The sequence below is a fragment of the Undibacterium sp. GW821-FHT07F11 genome, from assembly GCF_059418665.1.
In genome coordinates this window covers 204,251-225,477 of sequence record NZ_JBWKQH010000009.1, presented here as the reverse complement: position 1 = coordinate 225,477, position 21,227 = coordinate 204,251, and the positions used below count along the sequence as shown (strand labels likewise).

The window sequence follows — 21,227 nt, the reverse complement described above, 5'->3', positions numbered from 1 at the left end:
TTCTTATTTGATGAGTGAAATCATGCATCAAAAATGCGAAAAATAGTTCGTCATAGCATGGTAACCGGGATGAAGATTTTTCGCAGATGGCGTAGAGTTTGAAGTTTTTTTTGCGGATTGGGGAGTGTGCATGACGCACCCCACTGTAATGCATCCCCTGCAGTTGCGAGGGGATGCTGTGGGTAATTAGCCTTTGCTCCGTGCTTCTATCACTTCCCATTTTTCCAGCGCTTCCAGCAATTGCTCATCAATTTCAGCATGGCGTGCATTCAATTGATTGGCTTGCTCAGGGCCGTTTTTATACAGATTGGCATCGGCCAGTTTTTCGGTAATGGATGCCTGCTCGGCTTCCAGTGCAGCAATCAGCTTTGGTAATTCTTCCAGTTCGCGCTGCTCTTTGTAGCTAAGTTTTTTCGGCTTGGCTGCTGCTGGTGCGTTCATGGTCGATACTGCTGCCACGGCTGGTTTTTGCTCGGTCTTTGTTGCCTTGACGGCTGGCACGGTGCTGCGATAGCGTTCCCAGTCAGTGTAGCCACCAATAAATTCACGCCACTGGCCTTCGCCTTCAGCAACAATAACCTGGGTCACTACATTGTCGAGGAAGGTGCGGTCATGGCTGACCAGAAAGACCGTGCCAGTATATTCTTCCAATAATTCTTCCAGCAATTCTAATGTATCGATATCCAGATCATTGGTCGGTTCATCCAGCACCAATACATTGGCTGGCTTGGCGAACAGGCGTGCCAGCAACAGGCGGTTGCGTTCACCACCAGACAGCGACTTAACCGGCGAGCGCGCACGCTCAGGTGCAAACAAAAAGTCACCCAGGTAAGACATTACATGCTTGCGCTGGCCATTCACTTCTACCCAGTCACTACCTGGGGCTATCGTGTCTGCCAGGCTGGCTTCTTCATTCAGTTGCGCACGCATCTGGTCAAAGTAAGCGATTTGTAATTTGCTGCCTTGCTTGATGGTGCCGCTGTCCGGTTCATCCTGACCCAGGATCAGTTTCAGCAGGGTAGTTTTACCAGCGCCGTTCTGACCAATCAGGCCAACCTTGTCACCACGCAAAATAATGCTGGAGAAATCATCGATGATGACTTTCTCGCCAAAACTCTTACTAACATTTTCCAGTTCGGCCACGATCTTGCCTGAACGTTCGCTAGAGCCTACATCCAGCTTGACCTGGCCTTGCTGTTCACGACGGGCGCTGCGTTGCAGGCGCAATTGCTCCAGACGCTTGACGCGGCCTTCGTCACGTACGCGGCGGGCTTTGACACCTTTGCGTATCCAGATTTCTTCCTGCGCCAAAAACTTGTCAAACTTGGCGTTTTCTACTTCTTCATTTTCCAGCAAATCCGCCTTGCGGGTCTGGTAAGTCGTGAAATTGCCAGGGAAAGAAGTCAGCTTGCCGCGATCCAGTTCTATGATGCGGGTCGCCACATTATCCAGGAAACTACGATCATGGGTGATGAACAGCACACTGCCTTTGAAGTCTTTCAGCAGAGCTTCCAGCCATTGTATCGATGAAAAGTCCAGGTGATTGGTTGGTTCATCCAGCAGCAGGACATCAGGCGCACTGACCAGCGCACAAGCCAGGGCAACGCGCTTTTTCATACCGCCCGACAGCGTACCCATGATGGCGTCTTTAGACAGGTTCAGTTTGTCCAGCGTGGTTTCTACCTTGTTACCCAGGCTCCAGGCATCGGCCGCATCCAGCTTTACCTGTATGTCATGCATGCGCTCCATCAGGGCATCATCATTGTCGCCGCCAAACTGCCCGGTCAGTGCTTCATATTCCTGCAACAGGGCAGGCAGCTCACCCAGACCGGATGCAACTGCGTCAAACACGCTAAGCTCCATGTCAAATTGCGGCTCTTGCTCAACATAGGCGATTTTGATGCCTTGCTGCATGACCAGCAGGCCATCATCAATCTTGGATGTGCGGGCAATAATCTTCAGCAAGGAGGACTTGCCCGTGCCATTACGCCCGATCAGGCCTACGCGTTCGCCTGCTTCTATGGAAAACTCTGCATGATCGAGCAGAGCAACGTGACCGAATGCCAATTGGGCATCGCTTAATGAGATAACTGCCATAAAACCCTGTGAAACCGGCATCAGGAAGATGCGCGGACATAAATTAGAGAAAAGCAGTATTGTACGCTAGCTAGGCATCTAAACTCATCTGCTGAATTGATTGTTAGGCCAAGCTCAGGTAAGATGGCGGGCTGATTGAGAAATGCACAAGTAAAACTGGGTATTTCTCACCGTGTCTCGCCGTAGTTCAATGGATAGAACGTATGCCTCCTAAGCGTAAGATACAGGTTCGATTCCTGTCGGCGGGACCAGTCCCAACTCCTCCACTTGGTCATCAGGTAAACATAATCCAAGTAAAATCAATGGCTTAGAATGGATTTTTAAGCGAAAAATGGCTCAAGCAATTCTGATCCTGTTCTAAAAAGCTTTCTCCTGCCAATTTTGCGTTCACTCGCCCGCAACTTAATTGACAAATCACTACGTTCAAGTGTTATCAATCTATGGCTAAGATATTTCAAGGGTCCGTGAAGGTTCATTTCGGTCAAATCTACGTTTTGCCTATGGATACTTACGGCCTGGAGCTTGATGATTCATTTCGTGGTCAAGCCAATGGATTGTGTGGTGGCTCTATCTCTGGAACACTTTTTCTGATTACTGGATTGCATACTGGTGAAGTCGAATTCACCTTGGAAGTTTTTGATGCGGAACCGCCTATCGACGAAAAATGGGAAGAAATTGTAGAAGTGTCTTTAGACGTTGGTGAGAAGCCGATATCGGTGATGAATTGGGACGGGGATAAAGTATGTGGAATTCCTGTGACCAAGGGATGTTATCGCGTACGCTACTGCGCGTTTGACATGGATTTAGGTCACGAATCGCTAGGGGGTGATGGAATCGTGGATTTTTATCATTTGTCTATTTGGCCGTCTCCAAGAGCCGACGATGCAGTTGTTAAGCAAACATCGCACAGCGCGCATTACTGGCATGAAACGGCACGTAATTTTTAAATAAGCTAGTTCCCTGCGCTACTGGGGAACTCCTCAAGTGCAAATCAACTCTCTGGTTCGTGGTAAACCGCTTCGATGTTGTGGCCATCAGGGCCAATGACAAAAGCTGCATAGTATCTACCCTGATATTGCGGGCGCAGACCAGGCGCTCCATTGTCTTTGCCTCCAGCTTCAAGTGCCGCGTGGTAGAAGGCGTCGACCTGCTGTCGGCTTTTGGCCTGGAAAGCCAGGTGAAGATGGGCTGGCTTTTCTTCGGTTTGGTACAGACACAATGACACCTCGTCGTTTGCGCAAAGCTCGACACCGTAGGTCGGCACTCCCTCCGCTACAACAGCAACCCCGAGCGGTTCTAATGCCTTGAGGAAAAATGTTTTGCTCGCGACATAGTCGCTGACACCGAATTTGACGTGATCAAACATGGACTATCCTGATGTGTGCTTGCACGAGGGCAAACTAGTTTTAAAAATGCCAATTGAAAAGTTAGCAGAAAAGTTCAAATAGAGCAATTTTTGTGAAGTCTTAATGGCCCAGTCTTTGAATACGATTTTGCCTCGCTTCTTGCGATTGTTGCATTCATAAAACTGGTATCAATAGCTTTCAGTACGAGACTGCAAGCATAGATACATTTTGATAATAATTTTGCATATTCAGCAATGTTTTTATGTGGTCAAGTTAAATAAACTGCATTAGGATTTCTTTTTTAGGGCGTTAAATTTCTTTTAACTATAGACAGGGTGTATATGGATGCCGATGACGAAAAAGTAATCGAACTGAGCAAAACCAAATTGCGCTCATTGCTTATTGGTTCTGTCATATTTGTCGCGATGGGTCTTTGGATGGTGCAGCTTGATGCAGCTGACATTGCAGCCCAGCGTGGTTATAACAACCCTGCCATCATGCATGGCATAGGCGTGGCGGCAATTCTGTTTTTTGGACTTTGCGGCATGGTCGCTATCAGAAAATTGCTTGATAAAAAACCAGGCCTGATATTAAGTTCGGCAGGTATTGTTGATAACAGCAGTGGCGTTGCAGCTGGCTTTGTTCCATGGTCTGAAATTCTTGGTTTCAGTATTTTCGAAATACAAAGCCAGAAAACCCTGGTGATCAGAGTGAGTGAACCAGAGCGCTACATCATGGCTGGGGGTATTGCCAAGCGCATGCTGAACAGGATGAATTATAAGCTCTGCGGTAGCCCGGTCGTTATTTCAGCCAATTCCTTAAAACTGGGATTTAACGAGTTGTTGGAAATCAGCCATTCCTATTTTTACAAATATGGAAATTCGAGTGCTAAATCTCTGGCACCTACGCATGCTTGAGTTCAGTCTTGCATAATCTGCAGTGAGTATCCACAGGGAAATTAGCCGCACCACAGGCTGGACAGGGAATATTGTCGGGCAGATTGGAGCGATCCTCCATCAATGCATAGATAATAAATGCCACTATATTCAATGGCATGAGTATCAGCCAGGCACCAGAGCGCTTCTTTGCTTTTAAGTAAAACCAACATGCTGCCATGAGCACGCCATACACTACAAATGCGAGTATGCCGGAATATATCTCGTTCTTGGTTGGTCCCAATACCTGACTGCGGTAAATGATTACGCACATCCCAGTGAGATAAATTGCAACCGCAAGATTGCGCTTTTTTATGTAACCTGGAATCATGCTTGAGTATTTTTTCTAAATGTTCGGGTAAATTAATTTTACTTCACTGCGCCAATAATCGGTCCCAAATCTACCGTCACATCATTCCGGTTAAGTTCCACTGAATAGATGCCAGAAATACTGCCATCCAGATACAGGGCATCCTGACAATGCAGAGTATCGCGGAAGAATATCGCCATCTCATAAAAATTGACAGGCTGCTCGCTGATCACAAAAATGGCTTTGCTACCGATCACGCCAACGCCATTACGTTTGAGACGTGAATTGGAGTCGGGTTTGAAGGCAGGGTGTACTACGCCATTCCTGAGCAACAGAGGGCCGGACTGGGTCGCCAGCAAGACATCCTTGGCTATTGCTGGATATTCTGATGATTCAATCACTTGCGGGCCGGATTTGCTGACCAGGAATACGCCATTCGGTTTCAGAAAAAAATTCCCCCAGCCATTTGCCAGATTGAGTGCAAACAGTTGTTCCGTATTCTGTATGAACAAACCTACTGGCGCATAATTGGCGTGGTACATGCCGGCGTTCATCGCGAAGACCAGTTGCTTGTTGCGTGTGGCCAGCCAGGTCTTGAGTTGATCAAAACGCTTGAAACCTTTGCCTGTCTCATCACGCAAGAATAGTTGCAGTTCCTCGTGTTCTGTATCAACACTGATGACAGTGAAGCGAGGGTCAGCAGCCTGACAACTCAAGCTGACTAGCAGGCTTACTATAAACAATAATATTCTGTTCATGGGTTGCCAAGTGAGATGTCCAAATTAAAAGATTCGTGATTGGAAAATAGCGTGGTATTGATTTATTTGCTGTCATGTATTTAACGGGACATTTGGCTCATGCCCAGACGTGGCGTACATCTGGTTTCTCTTTGTTCAATATTCAACAGGGTTTGCTGCAACTGGTTTTTCCAGGCGCTGCCATGAGAATTGATTCTGCACGCTATCTCACTGCTGGCAGATCTGACGTTGCCAGGTTCTGCACGTGCTTTGCGCTGCACTTCAAGCAGGCGTTCAGCAATCTTGTTCGCTTCGCCTTGATCACCTTGTGCACGCAGACTTTCTATCAACATCAGGTCAGATTGCAAATTGCCTGCAGGTTGGGCTCGTTGAATAAACAAGTTTATCAGCCAGTTGCCTGTATCCAGGGCATGTAGCCGTGTCGTTGCCATGGCTTCTTGCCTCGCCATCAGGTAGTCTTTTTGCAGCATGGCTATCATCCATTTTATTTGGTGACTCTCAAGATTTGCCAGATTGTTTTGCACAGGATCTTTTGCCTTGTTGGCGACCTTGCCAAGTATAGTCTGGGCCTCGGCAAATTTCTTTTTGCTGACAAGCAACCAGGCCTGGTCTATTTTTAAAGTGTGACAGAAAAAATCATCGACTTCTTTGGTGTCACAATCATAGTCGCTTGCCGCGGTTTGCAACTGGTGTTCTGCATCATCAACCCGACCGGTCTTATAGTAGGCGCGCGCCAGCATCTGATGTGCCTGCAAGAGCTGGGTATCATCTTTGTTCTTGTCTTTGGCGAACAGGCTGACCACTTCCTCCTTCAGTAACAGTTGCGCTGGATTATCTGGGTCTACGTCGCGTGTCTGCAAAACTTCGGCTAATAAACGGGCATCATTTCTGTCGCTTTGCGCATGCAATCTTGCACGCAAAATGGCTTCAGCCTCTTGCAAATAATTGGCAACATCAGCTTCATTTTTCTTGGTATTTTCCGGCTCATCCTGATCTGACCAGTTGCGTATTGCACTCGCCATGGCAAAAGCGGCATCGGCATGCAGGTAAGTCGGTCGTACTGAGTTATTATTTTCAGCGTAATAAATTTTTGCTATACGCAGTGCATCTTCGGCGTCACCGTCACTGGCTTCATCTAGTGCAGATTTGAGTATGCCAGCTCGTTCACTACCTTGGGCTGCGATGATTTTTTCAGCACGTGCCTGTCTGAGTACCTTTCTTTCTTCTTGCCACGACTGCGCTGCGTCCTTGCCCTCATTCTCATTTATTTCTACTGGCTTACTGGCGTCGCTGGATGCCAGTAAAGAAGACAGGCCCTGGCCTGCCAGGCTTAACATGGTCGTTGGTGCAGAATAGATTAAGCTGAACAGGGCTGCCACCGGCAAGACTATACAGGCAATATATAAACCCAGCCCCGCGCTGCTTTCCTTCCAGCCTGGCTGTCTGCCAAGGTAGCGTGGTAATAAGGTTTGACCGACAGCCAGCTTATTGGCATAGCTCCATTTGCTGAAACTTGCATGACCAAGAAAGTCAAATAAGTCACCTGCGGCCTGGGCGAAGTTTCTATTGCTATCGGGCGTCTGGGTATTTTGTTTTGATAAAAGTGAAGCTGCTCTGGCAAGTTTGTATTGAAATTGCGCACTGATGAACGAGAGTATGCCAATACCCAGCACAATCCTGTCGCTGATGTACAGGCCATAGGCCAACATGGCGATACCGCTGCACATGGAAAACAAAAAGCGCAACCAGGGCAGGCGTGCCATGACCAGTAATTCGATGACGCGGCCACCATCGAGTGGCAGTACAGGCAATAGATTAAAACCGTTGACCAGCAATGAGGCCAGTGCTGCCATCGTCAGATACGGCCCCCAGGCTGCGTTCAAGATTGTTGGGTCCTTGACGATCAACGCAATACTGGCCAAAGACAACAGCAACCCAGGCATGGGGCCGGCCAGATAGACCAGCATATGTGTGAAGGGGCTGGCTTCATGCTTTTCACCGCTGGTGATACCGCCCATTCCCGGTACAAAAAATACCTGGACGTCACGAAAGCCAGCCAGCCTCATGGCCAGCCAGTGACCACCTTCATGCAAAGCAATGACACCACCGATGACCAATGCTCCGGTAATACCCCACCACCACGTACCCAATGCCAGGAAGGCGAGGGCAGACAAGGCAAAACTCGTATATTGATACCAACGTGGTGCCAGCATGGAGCGCAAGGCACACAGGGTACGCACGAAAGAGTGACGGTCGCGCAACTGACGTGCGGCGGTTATATCTGTAACGGGTCTTGTGGTAGTTGAGATGGCCGGGGATTTTACTGACTTATGTGTACTGGCTTTGCGCATGTGCCATGCCATTTTTAGCGAAGGCCAAAAACGAAAGCCATAAATTTTCTCGTCATCACGTTGGCCGCGTTGATATACCTTGGCCTCTCTGTCTAATCGTACCAGCCAGCGTTCAGCCAGGTTTTGTGCGATTTTCGGTGCATCGGCGGGATCACTGCGTTGTACCGTTATCAGTTCACGTACATGCAGGTGTGTTGTCAGTTGTCCCGCAAGGTCGACACTTTTGTCATTGATGACGGTAACTCGCGCCGGATAAGGCACCATGGTTTGCAGCAAGCCATTGACGGTGAGCAAAGCTCTGCCATCGATATAAGTGTTCCACAGATAGACTGTGTACAGGCGTTGATCATGAGGCGATTCGCTGGGATAAACTTCGGCGTGCACATCTTGCGCCAGGTGGTGATAGACATCGCAATAACTGGCAGGGATATCATCCGCCGCAATCATCGAGCGTTCGCGCCAGCTATGCATATAGCGGAAACCGGCTTGCTCCATTTCAGTGCGGGCGGCATCCAGTACTGGTAAAAGATCACCACTCGCCGTGCGCAGGCTGGGCGTTTTTCGAGGGGTCCATAACTGCAATTTTAGTAAACGGTTCATGCTGATGACCAGAACCAGCACTTGCAATAGCAATATGACGGCGATGACCGTCACGACTACACTCCACAACAGGTCCATCCCAATTTCCACCCAATTCTCCACGCGCAAAATATCAGATGCATTGTCAGCTAAATGAAGTGAAATTGCGAGTGTATGGCGTGATTTAGCGGGTAAATCAATCGAATTGGTGATTGAAATGGCATGACTGTCAGCGCAATATAAACATCTTTTGCAATTTCGATGGTATTTATGAAATGAGTTCCGACAAGCGATGGAATCGCAGGGGCTTATTTAATTTGCATTGAGTTGCCTTGAACAGGTCAGTCAGTGAAGAGATTGTTGACAAGCTCCGGCATTTTACGGAGCTTGATAAAGGGGGCAGGGGATTTGCAAGTATCAATATTGGGCAGCGATGATTTCTATTTCAAGCAGAAAGCCTGGTTTGACTAAAGCGGGGATGATCATCAGCATGGATGCTGGCCTTGCATCACCAAGATAATTGCTGCGTACTTTGACGTACTCTGCAATATCAGATTCTCTGGTCAGGTAGTGCGTGACTTTGACGATATCCGCTGTTGTCATGTTGCTGCTGTCGAGCATACGGACAATATTGCGCCAGGCAAGATCAGCCTGACCGATAATATCTTCTGGCAAATTGCCGTCCTGATCCAGACCAGGTGTACCTGAAGTGAATAACCACCTGGCATGGCCAGAGACTTCCTGAGCGTCTGTGTATTTACCGATTTGGCTGGCGATACCGATATTGTGGGGAATATGCATGTTCATCTTTCGTTATGGATAGTGAGGTACATTATGGGCAAGATGTAATCCCGACATTTCAGCCCAGGATGAAGTATGGACGACGCGCAGAACATTCCCGATATCATTCCCAGCATTATTCCCCGCATTGCCGCCTTGATGGCAGACCCGGCACGCGCAGCCATACTCTGGACACTGATAGATGGCACGACACGTCCCGCAGGTGAATTGGCATTTGCAGCAAATGTGTCAGCACAGTCAGCCAGCGCGCATCTGGCCAGGCTGGTGGACGGTGGGCTGTTAATTTCGCAGGCGCATGGGCGGCATCGGTATTTTCGTATTGCCAGCGCCGAAGCTGCTGGCCTCATAGAATCGATAGCAGTTCTTGGTGCGGCTACTCCCACTAAGGCATCGCGTCAGCCGCCCCCACCTGCGTTGGTGCGCACCATGCCCCACCAGTTTTTACATGCCCGAACTTGTTATGACCATCTGGCTGGCGAATTGGCTGTGCAATTACTTGATGCCATGTTAAAAGCAAAATGGCTGGAGCCGGAAACCAAGGATTTCAAACTGACCTCATTAGGGCGCGAAAAACTAGTCGCCATAGGTGTCACAAGTCCTGAACATACAAAGAGTCGCCGCGTGTATGCACGCTGCTGTATAGACTTGACGCAGCGCCGACCGCATCTGGCTGGGGTGCTGGGTGCTGAATTACTGGACTTGTTTGTCAGGGAAGCCTGGATATTGCGTACCCCACGCTCGCGGGTAGTCAGCGTCACGCCCAAGGGCCAGCAGGCTTTGCGGCAAATTCTTGAGGCATAATTCGAACATTCTTGACTACGCACTGAAATCAAGCTGCCACAGAGCAATAGCATCACTACTTATTTGTAACACCATGTAATCCTGAGCTCTTAGCCCGGTTTCGAAATTGCCAATCGCATGCCAGTCGCGTATATTTTCACCCCGTACGCCAATAGAACGCATTCCATCTGATTGACGAAATGCGTTCTAACGTTGATTGAATTTCTTTAAGGTAATAACTTCATGAAAACCAAATTAATTTTTTGCTTGTTAAGCGCCTTGCCACTGATCGCAGCGGCTGATGTGACCGTGAACATGAACCAGGTGAATGAAACAGGTGTCGGCACTAAGCTGGGACAGGTTGTAGTTTCTGAAAGCAAATACGGCCTGGTGTTTACGCCTGCGTTGACAGGGCTGACTCCTGGCTTGCATGGCTTCCATGTACACCAGAATGCGGATTGCAGTGCCAAAGAAAAAGACGGCAAACTGGTCGCGGCATTGGGTGCAGGCGGCCACTATGATCCAGAAAACAGCAATCGTCATGGCACACCATGGGGTGATGGCCACGCGGGTGATTTGCCACCTCTGTATGTTGACGCGAGTGGCAATGCTAGCCAGCCTGTATTGGCACCACGTTTGAAATTGGCTGACCTCAAAGGTCGTTCACTGATGATACATATTGGTGGTGATAATCACTCTGATCATCCGGCGGTATTGGGTGGCGGTGGTGCGCGCGTCGTTTGCGGCGTATCCTGAGTTGTATAACTCTGCTGCCTGTCTCGTATAGTCAAGGCAGCAGGGCTTAAGCTGGTCAGGTTTGCGCTTCAGCCTTGGCCGCTTTTTCTTTCTTGAAGGGATTGCGGTCGGGCGCATCTTCATGTTCTATACCCAGGAGCAGGCGTTTCATGAGTTTGTTCAGTACGGGCTGACGGTGACGCACAAATACACCAAAGGTTTGCGGCTTGGCACCCAGTGCAGCTTTGGGTTCCAGCGCAGTGCGGCCATAGGAAATGCGCTTGCAACCCAGGTCTATCGCATCAGCAATACCTGCATGCAGCAGGCGCAAGTAAATTGGCAGTTCTTCAGCGGCGGCACGGTCAAAGCCTATGTGATAAGCAATCGCGGTTTCGCCGTCGGCGACAGAAATCAAAAAGCCCAGCAAGCGGCCATCTCGCCTGATGACGCTGCAGCGGAATTTGTCACCAGCAGCTGCCTGTAATACAGGAAAATATTCTGGCAATAGTTCGAATGGGCGAAAGTCAGCATTTACCTGTACCGCCTTGTATAGCGCAAAGATATCGTCGAGTACTGGTGTCAGGTCATCCAGCCGCTCCAGACTGCAATTGGCCTCATCCATGGGTTTGAGTATGGCATTGCGGATATTGCTGCGGTATTTGGATGCAAGGCTGGCCATGTAGTCGTCGTAATTTTTCCATGCTGGTGCCAGGTCCAGCACCATATTGGGTTCGGTTTCTACATAGCGGTAACTGAGGTTCTCCAGATGTGCAGCCTGATCGATGTAGGGATCATGTAAATCCTTGATCATGACGAAATGGGTTTTGCCTGCGAGTTTTTCTGCCTGGCGCACGCGATATAAAACTTCGACGACACCGTGCCATGCCAGTTTGGGATCGACATCCTTGGCAAAGGCAATGCCATGCTGGCCAAAGGTAAGGAAGTTGCCGCAACTGAGTATGCGTTGCCTGGCATGTTGTGCCAGTTGATCCAGTGGTAGCGTCCATTTTTTATCTGTGTCAGCCGCCTTTTCTGGTCGTGCTTGTGCCAGGCTGATATCGGCAATCTGCATATATACGGCGGCGACCGGTTGCCGGTCTGCACCTGTGCCGTCAAAAATCAGGGCATAGCGGGCTGACAGGTTTAGTGGCAATACCTGCTCAAGCGCGCTCAGGTATTCCAGCGACATGAAAAAGCCGGATTGTGCAGCCAGTTCTTGCCATGATGCGGCATCTAGCATGCTGATGGAATCGGCAATGGCATAATACAAGTCAGCAGGGCCCCGCAGACGCTTGCGTTCTTTTTGGCGTTCTTTCAAGGCGTTGGTAATGGACTGCAGGGCAGCAGGAATTTTCATGTTTCAGACCTACAATGAATTGTGAGTTTGCATCATAAGCGTAAATCAGTATATGGAACAGTATGCGAAAGACTGTATTGTTAGAATTTGCAACAAGGCTGATTTCCCATAGTTCTCATGCAGTCAGCAGGCAAAACAGAGAATCAAGTTTAAGGAATTCGTGGATATTTTATTTTTAGGCACCTCAGCAGGTGCACCAACCCGTCAACGTAATGTCACTGGCCTGGCTTTATTGCCAGATCAGGGCAGTGAATGGTATCTGGTCGATTGTGGTGAGGCTACCCAGCATCAGATATTGAACACCTCGTTATCCGTACACGGTTTACAGGCGATTTTTATTACCCATGCACATGGCGATCATTGTTATGGCTTGCCGGGATTACTGGCCAGCGCCGCCATGAATGGTCGTAAAACTCCTCTGCACATCATTGCACCGGCAGGCATACAAAACTGGCTGCAGGTAACCCATGCGATGTCAGAATCTTTCTTGCCCTATGAATTGGTATTCACGGACGTTGAGAATATGGATGTGTGGCAGGATCATGCAGTGAATGTCCACGCAATCAAGTTATCGCACCGTGTGCCCACACATGCTTATCGCTTCAGCGAAAACCATACCGTAGCGGTGCTGAATACGGCCAAATTGCAAGCTGAGGGAGTACAGGCAGGGCCATTGTGGGGACGTTTGAAGAAAGGTGAAGATGTCATTCACGATGGAAAAACTCTGGTCAGCCGCGACTATTTGCATCACCCCTATCCCTTGCGCAGCATCATCGTCGGTGGTGACAATGACCAGCCCGGGCTTTTACTGGAAGCGAGCCAACAAGCACAAGTGCTGGTGCATGAAGCGACTTATACAGAAGATGTAGCAGAGAAGGTTGGCGCACGTGTCCAGCACTGCTCTGCTGCTGCCATCGCCAGCTTTGCGGCTACTGCTGCTTTGCCCAATCTGGTGTTGACACACTTCAGCGCACGCTATCAGCATGACAGTGAAAAATCACCCTACATAGGCGATATCGAGGCAGAGGCCAGGGCGAATTATCAGGGTAATCTGTTTCTGGCAGAGGATTTTGCACGTTTTCGCCTGGACAAGAATGGAGTATTAAGCAGGATTTCTTAAAAAAAGTGGTGATTTCGGGCCAAATGCCCAACTTGTTGAAGAAATAAGCACAAGCGCTCGTTGGCATAGCATAATCGCTGGCACCGGAGGGCTATCATGGTCAACCGGTCAACCGGTCAACGATAGTCCAACCTGAGACGAGGAGCGAGCATGAAAACAGAATTGCTATACCTGAGCTATGTCACCATACTGACTGGCGTATTGTGGATACCCTATATTCTTGACCGCGTACTGACCTGTGGCCTGTTAGCCGCTGTCGGCTATCCAGATAATGGCAAGCCGCAATCAAAATGGGCCGTACGCATGATGAAAGCGCATAGCAATGCAGTAGAAAATCTGGTGGTGTTTGCTACTCTTGTCCTGCTGGCAAACGCTGCGAATATTTCCAATGCGATGGTCGCCAATGCCAGCATGCTGTTTTTTGCTGCCCGTCTGGTACATGCGGTCTGCTATACCTTGGGCATACCCTGGGTTCGTACCCTGGCTTTTTTGGCTGGTGTTGTAGCTCAGGCCATGGTTGCTGTGCAATTGCTGGCGCATTAGACCGTTGCTGCGGCCAAAGTAAGGATCTTCGTCATTCTGGTTTCTATCCTATCGAAGCGAAGCCCTGGACATTCTTAAAAAGATAAAGCGCCATGATTGAATTCATTTTTGAGGTTCTATTGCAGTTGGTGTTTGAGATTCTTGAAGTAGTATTTACTTCAGGCGCAGGAAAGCGCGAGCGTGAATCGCAGTCACCCATCGTCACTGCAATTATTTATATTGCCTTCGGCATCATGGCGGGCTTCGTCAGTTTATGGATATTTCCGCAAGCCTTTATCCATAATAGCCTGGGCCGTATAGCCAATCTGATCTTGACACCGGTATTGATGGGTTTGCTGGCCGCAGCCTTTGCCGCCTGGCGTGCGGGTGATGGGCAAGGTCTGCGGCTCGGGCGTTTTATTAATGGCTACGTGTTCGCACTGTCGTTGGCATTGGTGCGTTTCCTGACTACAAATAATACGTGATGGTGTATTGAGATTTGCTATTGCTTAGGCATCAGCGGCAGCATCAGGGAGTCAGCAAAATCATCCAGCTTGCTGATAGTCGTCTCGTTATAGCAATTGCAGGCAATAGCAATCGCAACGTTCTTGCTGGGGATGACTCTGTTGCTGGCATAGTAGGTTAATTCTGTGCCGTTATGTACGCTGACATTGCCCAGCCCCGTGATGTTCATGACACCCCAGCCCAGGCCATAGCTGTCTACAGGTGTATGCATCAATTGAAAATTGGCTTGATTCAGGTAATTGCTTTGCCCTTGCAAGCCACGCAGGTGTTCACGCAAAAAAACGCCGTAGTCGGCCAGGCTCAGATTCATGCCACCGGCAGCATTGATAAAAAATGCATAGCGGGGATCGATCACGGCTGGAGTGGCTTTCCAGTTGCCAGCGACCAGGGTATGTCCAATATTATTATTGGCACCCGCATCTTCAGGGAATCCAAAGCGTCCTTTGATGTTGAGTGGCGCGAACACTTCTTTCTGCATCAGGTTTTCATAGCTGTCGCCAGCAGCAACTTCTGCCATCAAGCCTGCCAGGGCATAACCTATGTTGGAATACAGCATCTTGCTGTTTGGCGGGTATTCAGGAGCATCTTGTAGCAACAGGACAGCGAGAGAACGACGGTCTGCCAGTAAGTCACCCGTCAGCAAGGGCAAGGCTTTTTCTATGGTGCCGTCATTCACTTCACGCGGCAGACCAGAACGATGGCGCAGTAATTGTTCTATTGTGACGTTCAGATACTCGGTACGGATTTGTGTGCGCCAGGCTGGAAATGTTTCTGCTACTGTCGTATCCCAACGTATCTTCTTTTGTTCTACCAGGCGACCTATCATGGTGGCAGTTGCGGCTTTCGTCAGCGAGCCCAGCTGGAACAAGTCTGTACTTTGCACATTTTGGCTACCATTGACTTGTCTGGTGCCTGCCACGACATTTTCTACTTTGTCTTGATTGACGATAGTTACAGAAACAGCAGGCAAGTTATTACTGCTGCGGAATCGCTCAAGCTCCGCACGCAAGGCGTCTCCAGATAATAATGCTGCCGGTTTTTGTACTTCCACCGCTTGAGTAGTCGTGGGTGCTGAGGAGTTGGAACCACCACCACAAGCGGCTAGCATGCCGCACAAGCAGGCAGTAATCAATCTGGAATTCAAATGCATATGCATAGTCCTATCTAAAAAGTATGCGATCAGTATCTTCAAGGAAGAAACGGGAATTGGCAGCGTCATGTATAGCCTCTGTCATTCTTGAATGCAGAGTTGCAGAGGCACAGATGCACTACAGCGCGGGCGCAGTATCGCTACTTATTTGTCAATAGACTATGTTTTCGTGCAAGGTATAGCTTTATAAAGCGACAGGTATTACATGGCGAAACTTGTTGCAATTAACGGCTTGCACGTCATGGATATGGCATTATTATTTCCGGGTGAATTTCAGTTGTCTCAGTATATTTTTTTGCAGTAACTGATCCTGTGTCGCATGTGACGGGTCAGAGTAAAGATCAAGACTATATATTTGTCCCGCACCATTTCTTTGTGGGCGCAGGAAGAAATAGCGCCATAGAGTCAGCTCACCGACGCGTATTGCCTGACACTGATGGACAACCAGACCGGCGCTGCGGATATTGCTGTGCCGTGCAGGTTTGTTCTCACATAATTCGCCCGTCAGTTCTGCGGTTGACTTTGCCATGGTGATCACGTCATATCTGACAAATAGCTCCAGGTGCGGTTTTTGTTCAAATACTCCATCGCTGCATGAGTCAGAACGAAGCAGGGCAACAAAACCATGATTGGGCCCAGGCGCGGGGGTTGTGCATATATTGAGGCGATGCGGAAATTGAATGGTGAAGCCGTAAGCAGAATTGTCATATCTGTCTGTCCTGGCCTGATCAGCCGCAAATGCATCAGCCACCGGTAGTGACGCTGCTAACAGCATCAGACAGGTCATGCATAATTTTTGCACTGAAGCAGTGATCTGAAGAGTGATTTTCACGTCGAATTTAAGGCTAAATAAAAAATTTTCTGGCGCAAGCGGTTATTGCAAAATATATCACTATAATTGATGCGACCATATCTTAACCATCAGGGATACAGAATGCTGAAGAATTGCATCGCCGCCATACTCATTGCATGTACCTGTTTTGCCAGCCATGCCGCTGACTTTCCCTTAAATGCTGTACCTGACCTGCTGAAGACCTGGGTGCCATGGGCAATGGATGGTATAGAAAACTTTGGCTGCCCACAGCAAGGCCCTGATGCAAGTCAAAAACAATGCGTGTGGCCAGGCTTGCTGGATCTGAAGGTGAATGCATTGGGCGCGACATTTACCCAGGACTTGCAGGTACATCGTGATACCTGGGTTTATTTGCCGGGCAATGCCCAGCACTGGCCACAAGATGTCAGTGTCGATGGCAAGCCGCAAGCAGTTATTGCACGCGATGAAATGCCCGTCATTAAATTGACACATGGTGCGCACAAACTGGCAGGTAAATTTATATGGACTGTGGTGCCAGAGTTTTTACCTCTGCCGCAAAGCGCCGCTTTATTGAAACTGGATCTGAATGGCAAGCCTGTGAGTTTTCCGGTACGAGATGAAAGTAACCAGTTATGGCTGCAACGCAAAGCGGACGTAGATAGTGGCGAACAAATCCAGCTCCGGACATTTCGTAAAGTCACAGATGGTGTACCCGTTACGGTAGAAACTTATATCCGTCTTGAAGTGTCGGGCAAGGGCAGGGAGATAAACCTGGGGCGCACACTTTTGCCAGACCTGATACCTCTGGAATTGAAGTCAACTTTACCCGCAGTCTTGAAACCAGACGGTAGCATGACAGTACAAGTCAGGGCAGGCAAGTGGGAGATACGCTTGCTGGCACGCCAGCCTGGCCCGGGCAAAACCCTCAGCCTGCCTGAAGGTGCGGAAGAAGAAGTCTGGTCTTATGAAGCAACGCCATTGATACGTACAGCGGCGATAGAAGGGCCATCCACAGTTGACCCGCAACAAACCACCTTGCCGCCAGAATGGCGTAACTTGCCAGCTTATCTCATGCATGCTGGCAGCACATTCAGTTTCAAAGAAATACGCCGTGGTGACAGTGATCCAGCTCCGGATAAATTGTCTTTGCAGCGTCGTCTGTGGTTGAGCTTTGATGGCTCTACCCTCACCATGAGTGATCAGATCAAGGGTGATATCAGTCACTCAAACCGCCTGACCATGGGCAATATCGCTCAACTTGGACGTGTCAGTGTGTCTGGGCAGGATCAATTGATTACGCGCGGCAATGACAAACTTGCAGGTATAGAAGTCCAGCGCGGAAGCATAGATCTGGGTGCCGACAGTGTGGTTGGCAATAGCACACGCAAGCTGTCCGCAGTGACCTGGCAAAAGGATTTTGACAAGCTGGGCATAGAACTGATCTTGCCTGCAGGCTGGCGTCTGCTGCACGCAGGCGGGGCCGACAAGGCGGATGGTGCCTGGCTTTCTCGCTGGAATTTGCTGGATTTTTTCCTGGTATTGGTGATTGCCCTGGCAGCAGGCAAATTATGGGGTAAACAATGGGGTGTGCTTGCCTTGTTGGCCCTGGTATTGTCTTATCAAGAGCTAGATGCACCACGTTACTCATGGATAGTGCTGTTCGTGCTGATAGCCATTTTGCGAGCTTTGCCAGCCAGCAGGTTTCAAGTTTGGATCAAACGCCTGCAGCAAGTCAGTTTGCTGGTGTTGATCTTGCTGACGCTGTCATTTGCAACACAGCAGGTGCGTTCAGCCTTGTACCCCGTACTCGAAACTGATGGTGCTTCTGACTATTTATATCAGCGTAGTCAATATGATGGAGCGCCAGCACCTGCCGCTGCACCGGTAGCAATGCCGGCGGAAGTCAATGCAGAAATGCAGGGGGGGAGTACCATCGCCGAAGCACCGCCACCACCTCCGGCAAAAATGCGGAGCCCGGTGATGAGGGAAGAAAATATGCCAGTCCAACAGGCTGCTGACAGACTTAAAGCCGATGCAATGAGATCATATAGCTCAGCCAAACCCAAGGTGTTTTCCAGGTCGCAATCTACCAACTACCAGGCTCTGGACCCAGATGCCAAAGTACAGACCGGCCCGGGTTTGCCGACCTGGAACTGGCGTTCGCATCGCTTGATATTTGATGGCCCGGTCAGACAGGATCAACAACTGGATTTATGGTTGTTGCCGCCCTGGGCTAATAAATTGCTGGTAGTACTGCGTCTGATTTTGCTGGGGCTGTTATTGATGTGTGTGAGTGAATTCAGAAGAGGGACTGGTCAGGGACCGACTGATGCCGGTACATCTGTAGCAAGCAGATGGTCCTGGCGCGGCTTGGGCAAAGCCGTGTCCATACTGGTGATGAGCAGCTTGACTGCCTGGTCCGCTACATATAGTGAGTCTGCACATGCGCAAATGCCGGACAATGAAAAGCTGGAAGAGTTAAAACAAAAATTGACGCGCCCGGCAGACTGCCTGCCAGATTGTGCAGAAATCTCACGCATGATGGTGCAAATCAATGGCAGTAGCGTCAGACTGGGCCTGGATGTTGATGCCGCGATTGACGTCGCCCTGCCTTTGCCTGGTGGTCTCAAGCACTGGCTACCCGCGCTGGCGCAACTGGATGGCAAGCCTGCCTATATACGTCGCGGTGATGACGGCACGATTTGGTTGCTGGCACCCGCAGGACGGCACAGGGTAGAACTAACAGGTGAGCTGATGCAAAGTGATACCTTGCAATTGCCTTTGCCGCAAAAACCCAGACATGTCGATATTCATGCTGATGGCTGGGATGTGGCCGGTTTGTCAGACGACTCAGGTGTTGCCGATACTCTGCAATTCAATCGTCGCATCAAAGCCAGCAACAAGGCAGAAGCCAGCGCGCTGCCCAGTTTTTTACGTGTCACGCGCCGTTTGATACTGGATAAGGAATGGCAAGTCGAAACCACGGTCTCACGGTTGTCACCTATGGGCCAGCCTGTACTGGCGCAAATCCCCTTGTTACCAGGCGAAGCTGTCACCACCGCCGGTCTGAATATCAAGGATGGCAAGGTAGCTGTTAATCTGGGACCGCAAAGTGATAGCGTGGAGTGGCGCTCGAATTTGCCACAAACCGCTCAGCTCAAGCTGAGTCTTGGCCAGCAAAGCAACTGGGTGGAAACCTGGATTATTGCTGCTTCGGGGATCTGGCACCTGGGTACTACTGGATTGCCGCCCTTGGCCAATGATGCTAATAATGGCGAGAACGGTGCTGATCTGGTGTTCCGTCCATGGCCAGGAGAATCTTTAGCGATCAGTATAGAACGTCCGCAAGCCATTCCCGGCCAGACGCTGACCATCGATGAAAGCCGCCTGATCGTCAGTCCTGGCAGCCGTGCCACTGACTATCAACTGAAACTGCATTTGCGTAGCAGCCGTGGCGGTGACTATACCCTGAACCTGCCTGAAGGCGCTGCATTGCAACTTGTCAGTATCAACCACCAGGTCAGACCATTGCGTGCGAATGGCAGACAACTGGTGTTGCCGGTCGTGCCAGGTGTGCAAGACATAGAAGTGCAATGGCGTCTGGATCAGGGCGTTGGTACCAGCTATACGACGGCTACTGTCAATTTGCAGCAGGCTAGCGTCAACAATAACCTGCAACTGAAGTTGCCACGTGATCGATGGCTATTGCTGGCAAGCGGCCCTGGCATGGGGCCTGCCATCTTGTTCTGGGGTAAACTTATCGTCTTGCTGCTGGTTGCAGTCGTTCTTGGCCGCTATGCAGGCTTGCCCGTCACAACCAGACAATGGTTGTTGTTGACATTGGGACTGACGCAAGTGGCCTGGTGGAGCGCCGCCCTGGTGGTTGCCTGGTTCTTTGCCTTTGTCCAGCGCCAAAAAACGGCGGAGGGCCTTACTGCAAGATGGCAGTTTAATCTGCGTCAACTTGGCCTGGCTGTATTGACCCTGATCATGCTGTGTATTTTGCTCGATGCCGTGCAAAGCGGCTTGCTGGGGCAACCAGACATGCAGGTCGTCGGTAATGGATCCAGTGCCAATAATCTTGTGTGGTATGTGGACAGGGTAACGGCAGAGCTGCAAACAGCATGGGTATTGTCACTCCCCATGCTGGTCTATCGCGGCCTGATGCTGTTGTGGGCTCTTTGGCTGGCCTGGTCCTTACTGGCCTGGTTGAAATGGGGCTGGGGCGCATTTGCCAGCGGTAGCTTATGGAAGCAAAAGCAGCGTGTGCTGGAAGCTGAAATAGCCACGCCTGAGGTTGCTGTCAATACCGAGCTTGCAGAGGGAAGCACAACAGATAATCAAAAATAATGCATAAAGTCAGGCATAGCTGGCTATGCCTGACTTTATTTACCCGCCTCGAATTGCAAAACATTTGTACGCTTAAGTATCATTTGCCTATTTTCCAGAGAAGTCAGAATCAAATCAGGACGCAATCAAATTTCTTAAATACTCATGCAAGCACCCTCAATTTATTTAAAACCAGATTTCCTCTCCGCGCCTGACAGTTTATTTGATCAACTGAAAAACGAGGTGATTTGGGACGAAAGAATGCGCGCTCGCAAAACAGCGAGCTTTGGTGTGGCCTATAATTATTCTCAAATATCGTATGCGCCGGCGCCTATGCCAGATTTCTTGCAAAGAATCTGCAGGGTTGTGGAAAATGAATTGGGGTTTCTTCCCAATAATTGCCTGTTGAATTTTTACACTGACGGCAATTCAGCCATGGGCTTTCATTCGGATTCGATTGATGAGTTGGCGGAGGGTAGTGGGGTTGCCATTATTTCGCTAGGCAGCTTGCGTCATATTGTCTATCGCAGAAAACAAGATAAAAGCCAGAAATTTCTATATCCATTGCAGCCGGGTAGCCTGCTGTATATGTCTGCGAACATACAAGAGGACTGGCTACATGCCATTCCCAAAGAGGCGGGATCAGGTGAGCGGATTAGTGTGACTTTCAGAAAAATGTTAGTCAAGGCTCCGACAGAGCCTTGACTAACACATATGT

At 49.6% G+C, this 21,227-nt stretch carries 18 protein-coding genes and 1 tRNA gene; 10 read left to right on the top strand and 9 right to left on the bottom strand.

Going from position 1 to position 21,227, the window contains the following annotated elements; genetic code table 11:
- Positions 1-186: 186 nt before the first annotated feature.
- A complete protein-coding gene (abc-f, locus tag AC07OI_RS22400) occupies positions 187-2,097 on the bottom strand; it encodes a ribosomal protection-like ABC-F family protein (protein WP_495258747.1) in 1,911 nt (636 codons plus the stop codon).
- A gap of 176 nt (positions 2,098-2,273) precedes the next feature.
- Between abc-f and AC07OI_RS22395 the strand changes: the two genes are divergently transcribed.
- Positions 2,274-2,348: transfer RNA gene (locus AC07OI_RS22395), tRNA-Arg, on the top strand.
- A gap of 189 nt (positions 2,349-2,537) precedes the next feature.
- On the top strand, positions 2,538-3,044 hold the full coding sequence (locus AC07OI_RS22390; protein WP_495258746.1) for a hypothetical protein: 507 nt from the start codon (positions 2,538-2,540) through the stop codon (positions 3,042-3,044).
- A 44-nt stretch (positions 3,045-3,088) separates the two neighbouring features.
- Here the strand turns inward: AC07OI_RS22390 and AC07OI_RS22385 are convergent, their stop codons facing one another.
- Positions 3,089-3,463, bottom strand: a complete 375-nt coding sequence (locus tag AC07OI_RS22385) for a VOC family protein (RefSeq protein ID WP_492708194.1) — start codon at positions 3,461-3,463, stop codon at positions 3,089-3,091.
- A 321-nt stretch (positions 3,464-3,784) separates the two neighbouring features.
- Here AC07OI_RS22385 and AC07OI_RS22380 point away from each other — a divergent pair, with 321 nt between their 5' ends.
- Positions 3,785-4,360, top strand: a complete 576-nt coding sequence (locus AC07OI_RS22380) for an STM3941 family protein (RefSeq protein ID WP_492708192.1) — start codon at positions 3,785-3,787, stop codon at positions 4,358-4,360.
- Here the strand turns inward: AC07OI_RS22380 and AC07OI_RS22375 are convergent.
- The 4 genes from AC07OI_RS22375 to AC07OI_RS22360 all read right to left on the bottom strand — a co-directional run bounded on the left by AC07OI_RS22375 (position 4,347) and on the right by AC07OI_RS22360 (position 9,177).
- A complete protein-coding gene (locus AC07OI_RS22375) occupies positions 4,347-4,652 on the bottom strand; it encodes a hypothetical protein (protein ID WP_495258745.1) in 306 nt (101 codons plus the stop codon). The genes AC07OI_RS22380 and AC07OI_RS22375 overlap by 14 nt on opposite strands.
- Positions 4,653-4,747: 95 nt before the next feature.
- Entirely contained in the window at positions 4,748-5,446 is a 699-nt protein-coding gene (locus AC07OI_RS22370) for a phosphodiester glycosidase family protein (protein ID WP_492708190.1), read from the bottom strand.
- An 80-nt stretch (positions 5,447-5,526) separates the two neighbouring features.
- Positions 5,527-8,475, bottom strand: coding sequence for a hypothetical protein (locus AC07OI_RS22365; RefSeq protein ID WP_495258744.1), 2,949 nt, complete (start codon positions 8,473-8,475; stop codon positions 5,527-5,529).
- 318 nt (positions 8,476-8,793) lie between these two features.
- The gene (locus AC07OI_RS22360; protein WP_495258743.1) at positions 8,794-9,177 is read right to left on the bottom strand and encodes a RidA family protein; all 384 of its coding nucleotides are present in this window, start codon (positions 9,175-9,177) and stop codon (positions 8,794-8,796) included.
- Between the two features lie 75 nt (positions 9,178-9,252).
- Here AC07OI_RS22360 and AC07OI_RS22355 point away from each other — a divergent pair, with 75 nt between their 5' ends.
- The gene (locus tag AC07OI_RS22355) at positions 9,253-9,978 is read left to right on the top strand and encodes an ArsR/SmtB family transcription factor (protein ID WP_495258742.1); all 726 of its coding nucleotides are present in this window, start codon (positions 9,253-9,255) and stop codon (positions 9,976-9,978) included.
- Positions 9,979-10,200: 222 nt separating this feature from the next.
- On the top strand, positions 10,201-10,713 hold the full coding sequence (gene sodC / locus AC07OI_RS22350) for a superoxide dismutase [Cu-Zn] SodC (RefSeq protein ID WP_492708183.1): 513 nt from the start codon (positions 10,201-10,203) through the stop codon (positions 10,711-10,713).
- 55 nt (positions 10,714-10,768) lie between these two features.
- On the opposite strand, the gene AC07OI_RS22345 is transcribed toward sodC, so the two are convergent.
- Positions 10,769-12,049 carry a GNAT family N-acetyltransferase gene (locus tag AC07OI_RS22345; RefSeq protein WP_495258741.1) on the bottom strand — a complete coding sequence of 427 codons (1,281 nt, stop codon included), beginning with the start codon at positions 12,047-12,049 and terminating at the stop codon, positions 10,769-10,771.
- Between the two features lie 160 nt (positions 12,050-12,209).
- Here AC07OI_RS22345 and AC07OI_RS22340 point away from each other — a divergent pair, with 160 nt between their 5' ends.
- The 3 genes from AC07OI_RS22340 (at position 12,210) to AC07OI_RS22330 (ending at position 14,176) form a co-directional block, all read left to right on the top strand.
- On the top strand, positions 12,210-13,169 hold the full coding sequence (locus AC07OI_RS22340; RefSeq protein WP_495258740.1) for a ribonuclease Z: 960 nt from the start codon (positions 12,210-12,212) through the stop codon (positions 13,167-13,169).
- 150 nt (positions 13,170-13,319) lie between these two features.
- On the top strand, positions 13,320-13,712 hold the full coding sequence (locus AC07OI_RS22335; RefSeq protein WP_492708178.1) for an MAPEG family protein: 393 nt from the start codon (positions 13,320-13,322) through the stop codon (positions 13,710-13,712).
- A 92-nt stretch (positions 13,713-13,804) separates the two neighbouring features.
- On the top strand, positions 13,805-14,176 hold the full coding sequence (locus AC07OI_RS22330) for a hypothetical protein (RefSeq protein WP_492708177.1): 372 nt from the start codon (positions 13,805-13,807) through the stop codon (positions 14,174-14,176).
- Between the two features lie 17 nt (positions 14,177-14,193).
- Here AC07OI_RS22330 and AC07OI_RS22325 read toward each other — a convergent pair whose 3' ends face one another.
- Both AC07OI_RS22325 and AC07OI_RS22320 read right to left on the bottom strand, forming a co-directional pair.
- Positions 14,194-15,366 (bottom strand): serine hydrolase domain-containing protein, encoded by a 1,173-nt coding sequence (locus tag AC07OI_RS22325; protein WP_495258739.1) that lies wholly within the window; start codon positions 15,364-15,366, stop codon positions 14,194-14,196.
- Positions 15,367-15,622: 256 nt separating this feature from the next.
- Entirely contained in the window at positions 15,623-15,895 is a 273-nt protein-coding gene (locus AC07OI_RS22320) for a hypothetical protein (RefSeq protein ID WP_495258738.1), read from the bottom strand.
- A 405-nt stretch (positions 15,896-16,300) separates the two neighbouring features.
- Between AC07OI_RS22320 and AC07OI_RS22315 the strand changes: the two genes are divergently transcribed.
- On the top strand, positions 16,301-20,530 hold the full coding sequence (locus AC07OI_RS22315; RefSeq protein WP_495258737.1) for a hypothetical protein: 4,230 nt from the start codon (positions 16,301-16,303) through the stop codon (positions 20,528-20,530).
- A 144-nt stretch (positions 20,531-20,674) separates the two neighbouring features.
- Complete coding sequence (locus AC07OI_RS22310) at positions 20,675-21,214, top strand: alpha-ketoglutarate-dependent dioxygenase AlkB (RefSeq protein ID WP_495258736.1); 540 nt, start codon at positions 20,675-20,677, stop codon at positions 21,212-21,214.
- Positions 21,215-21,227 lie beyond the last annotated feature (13 nt).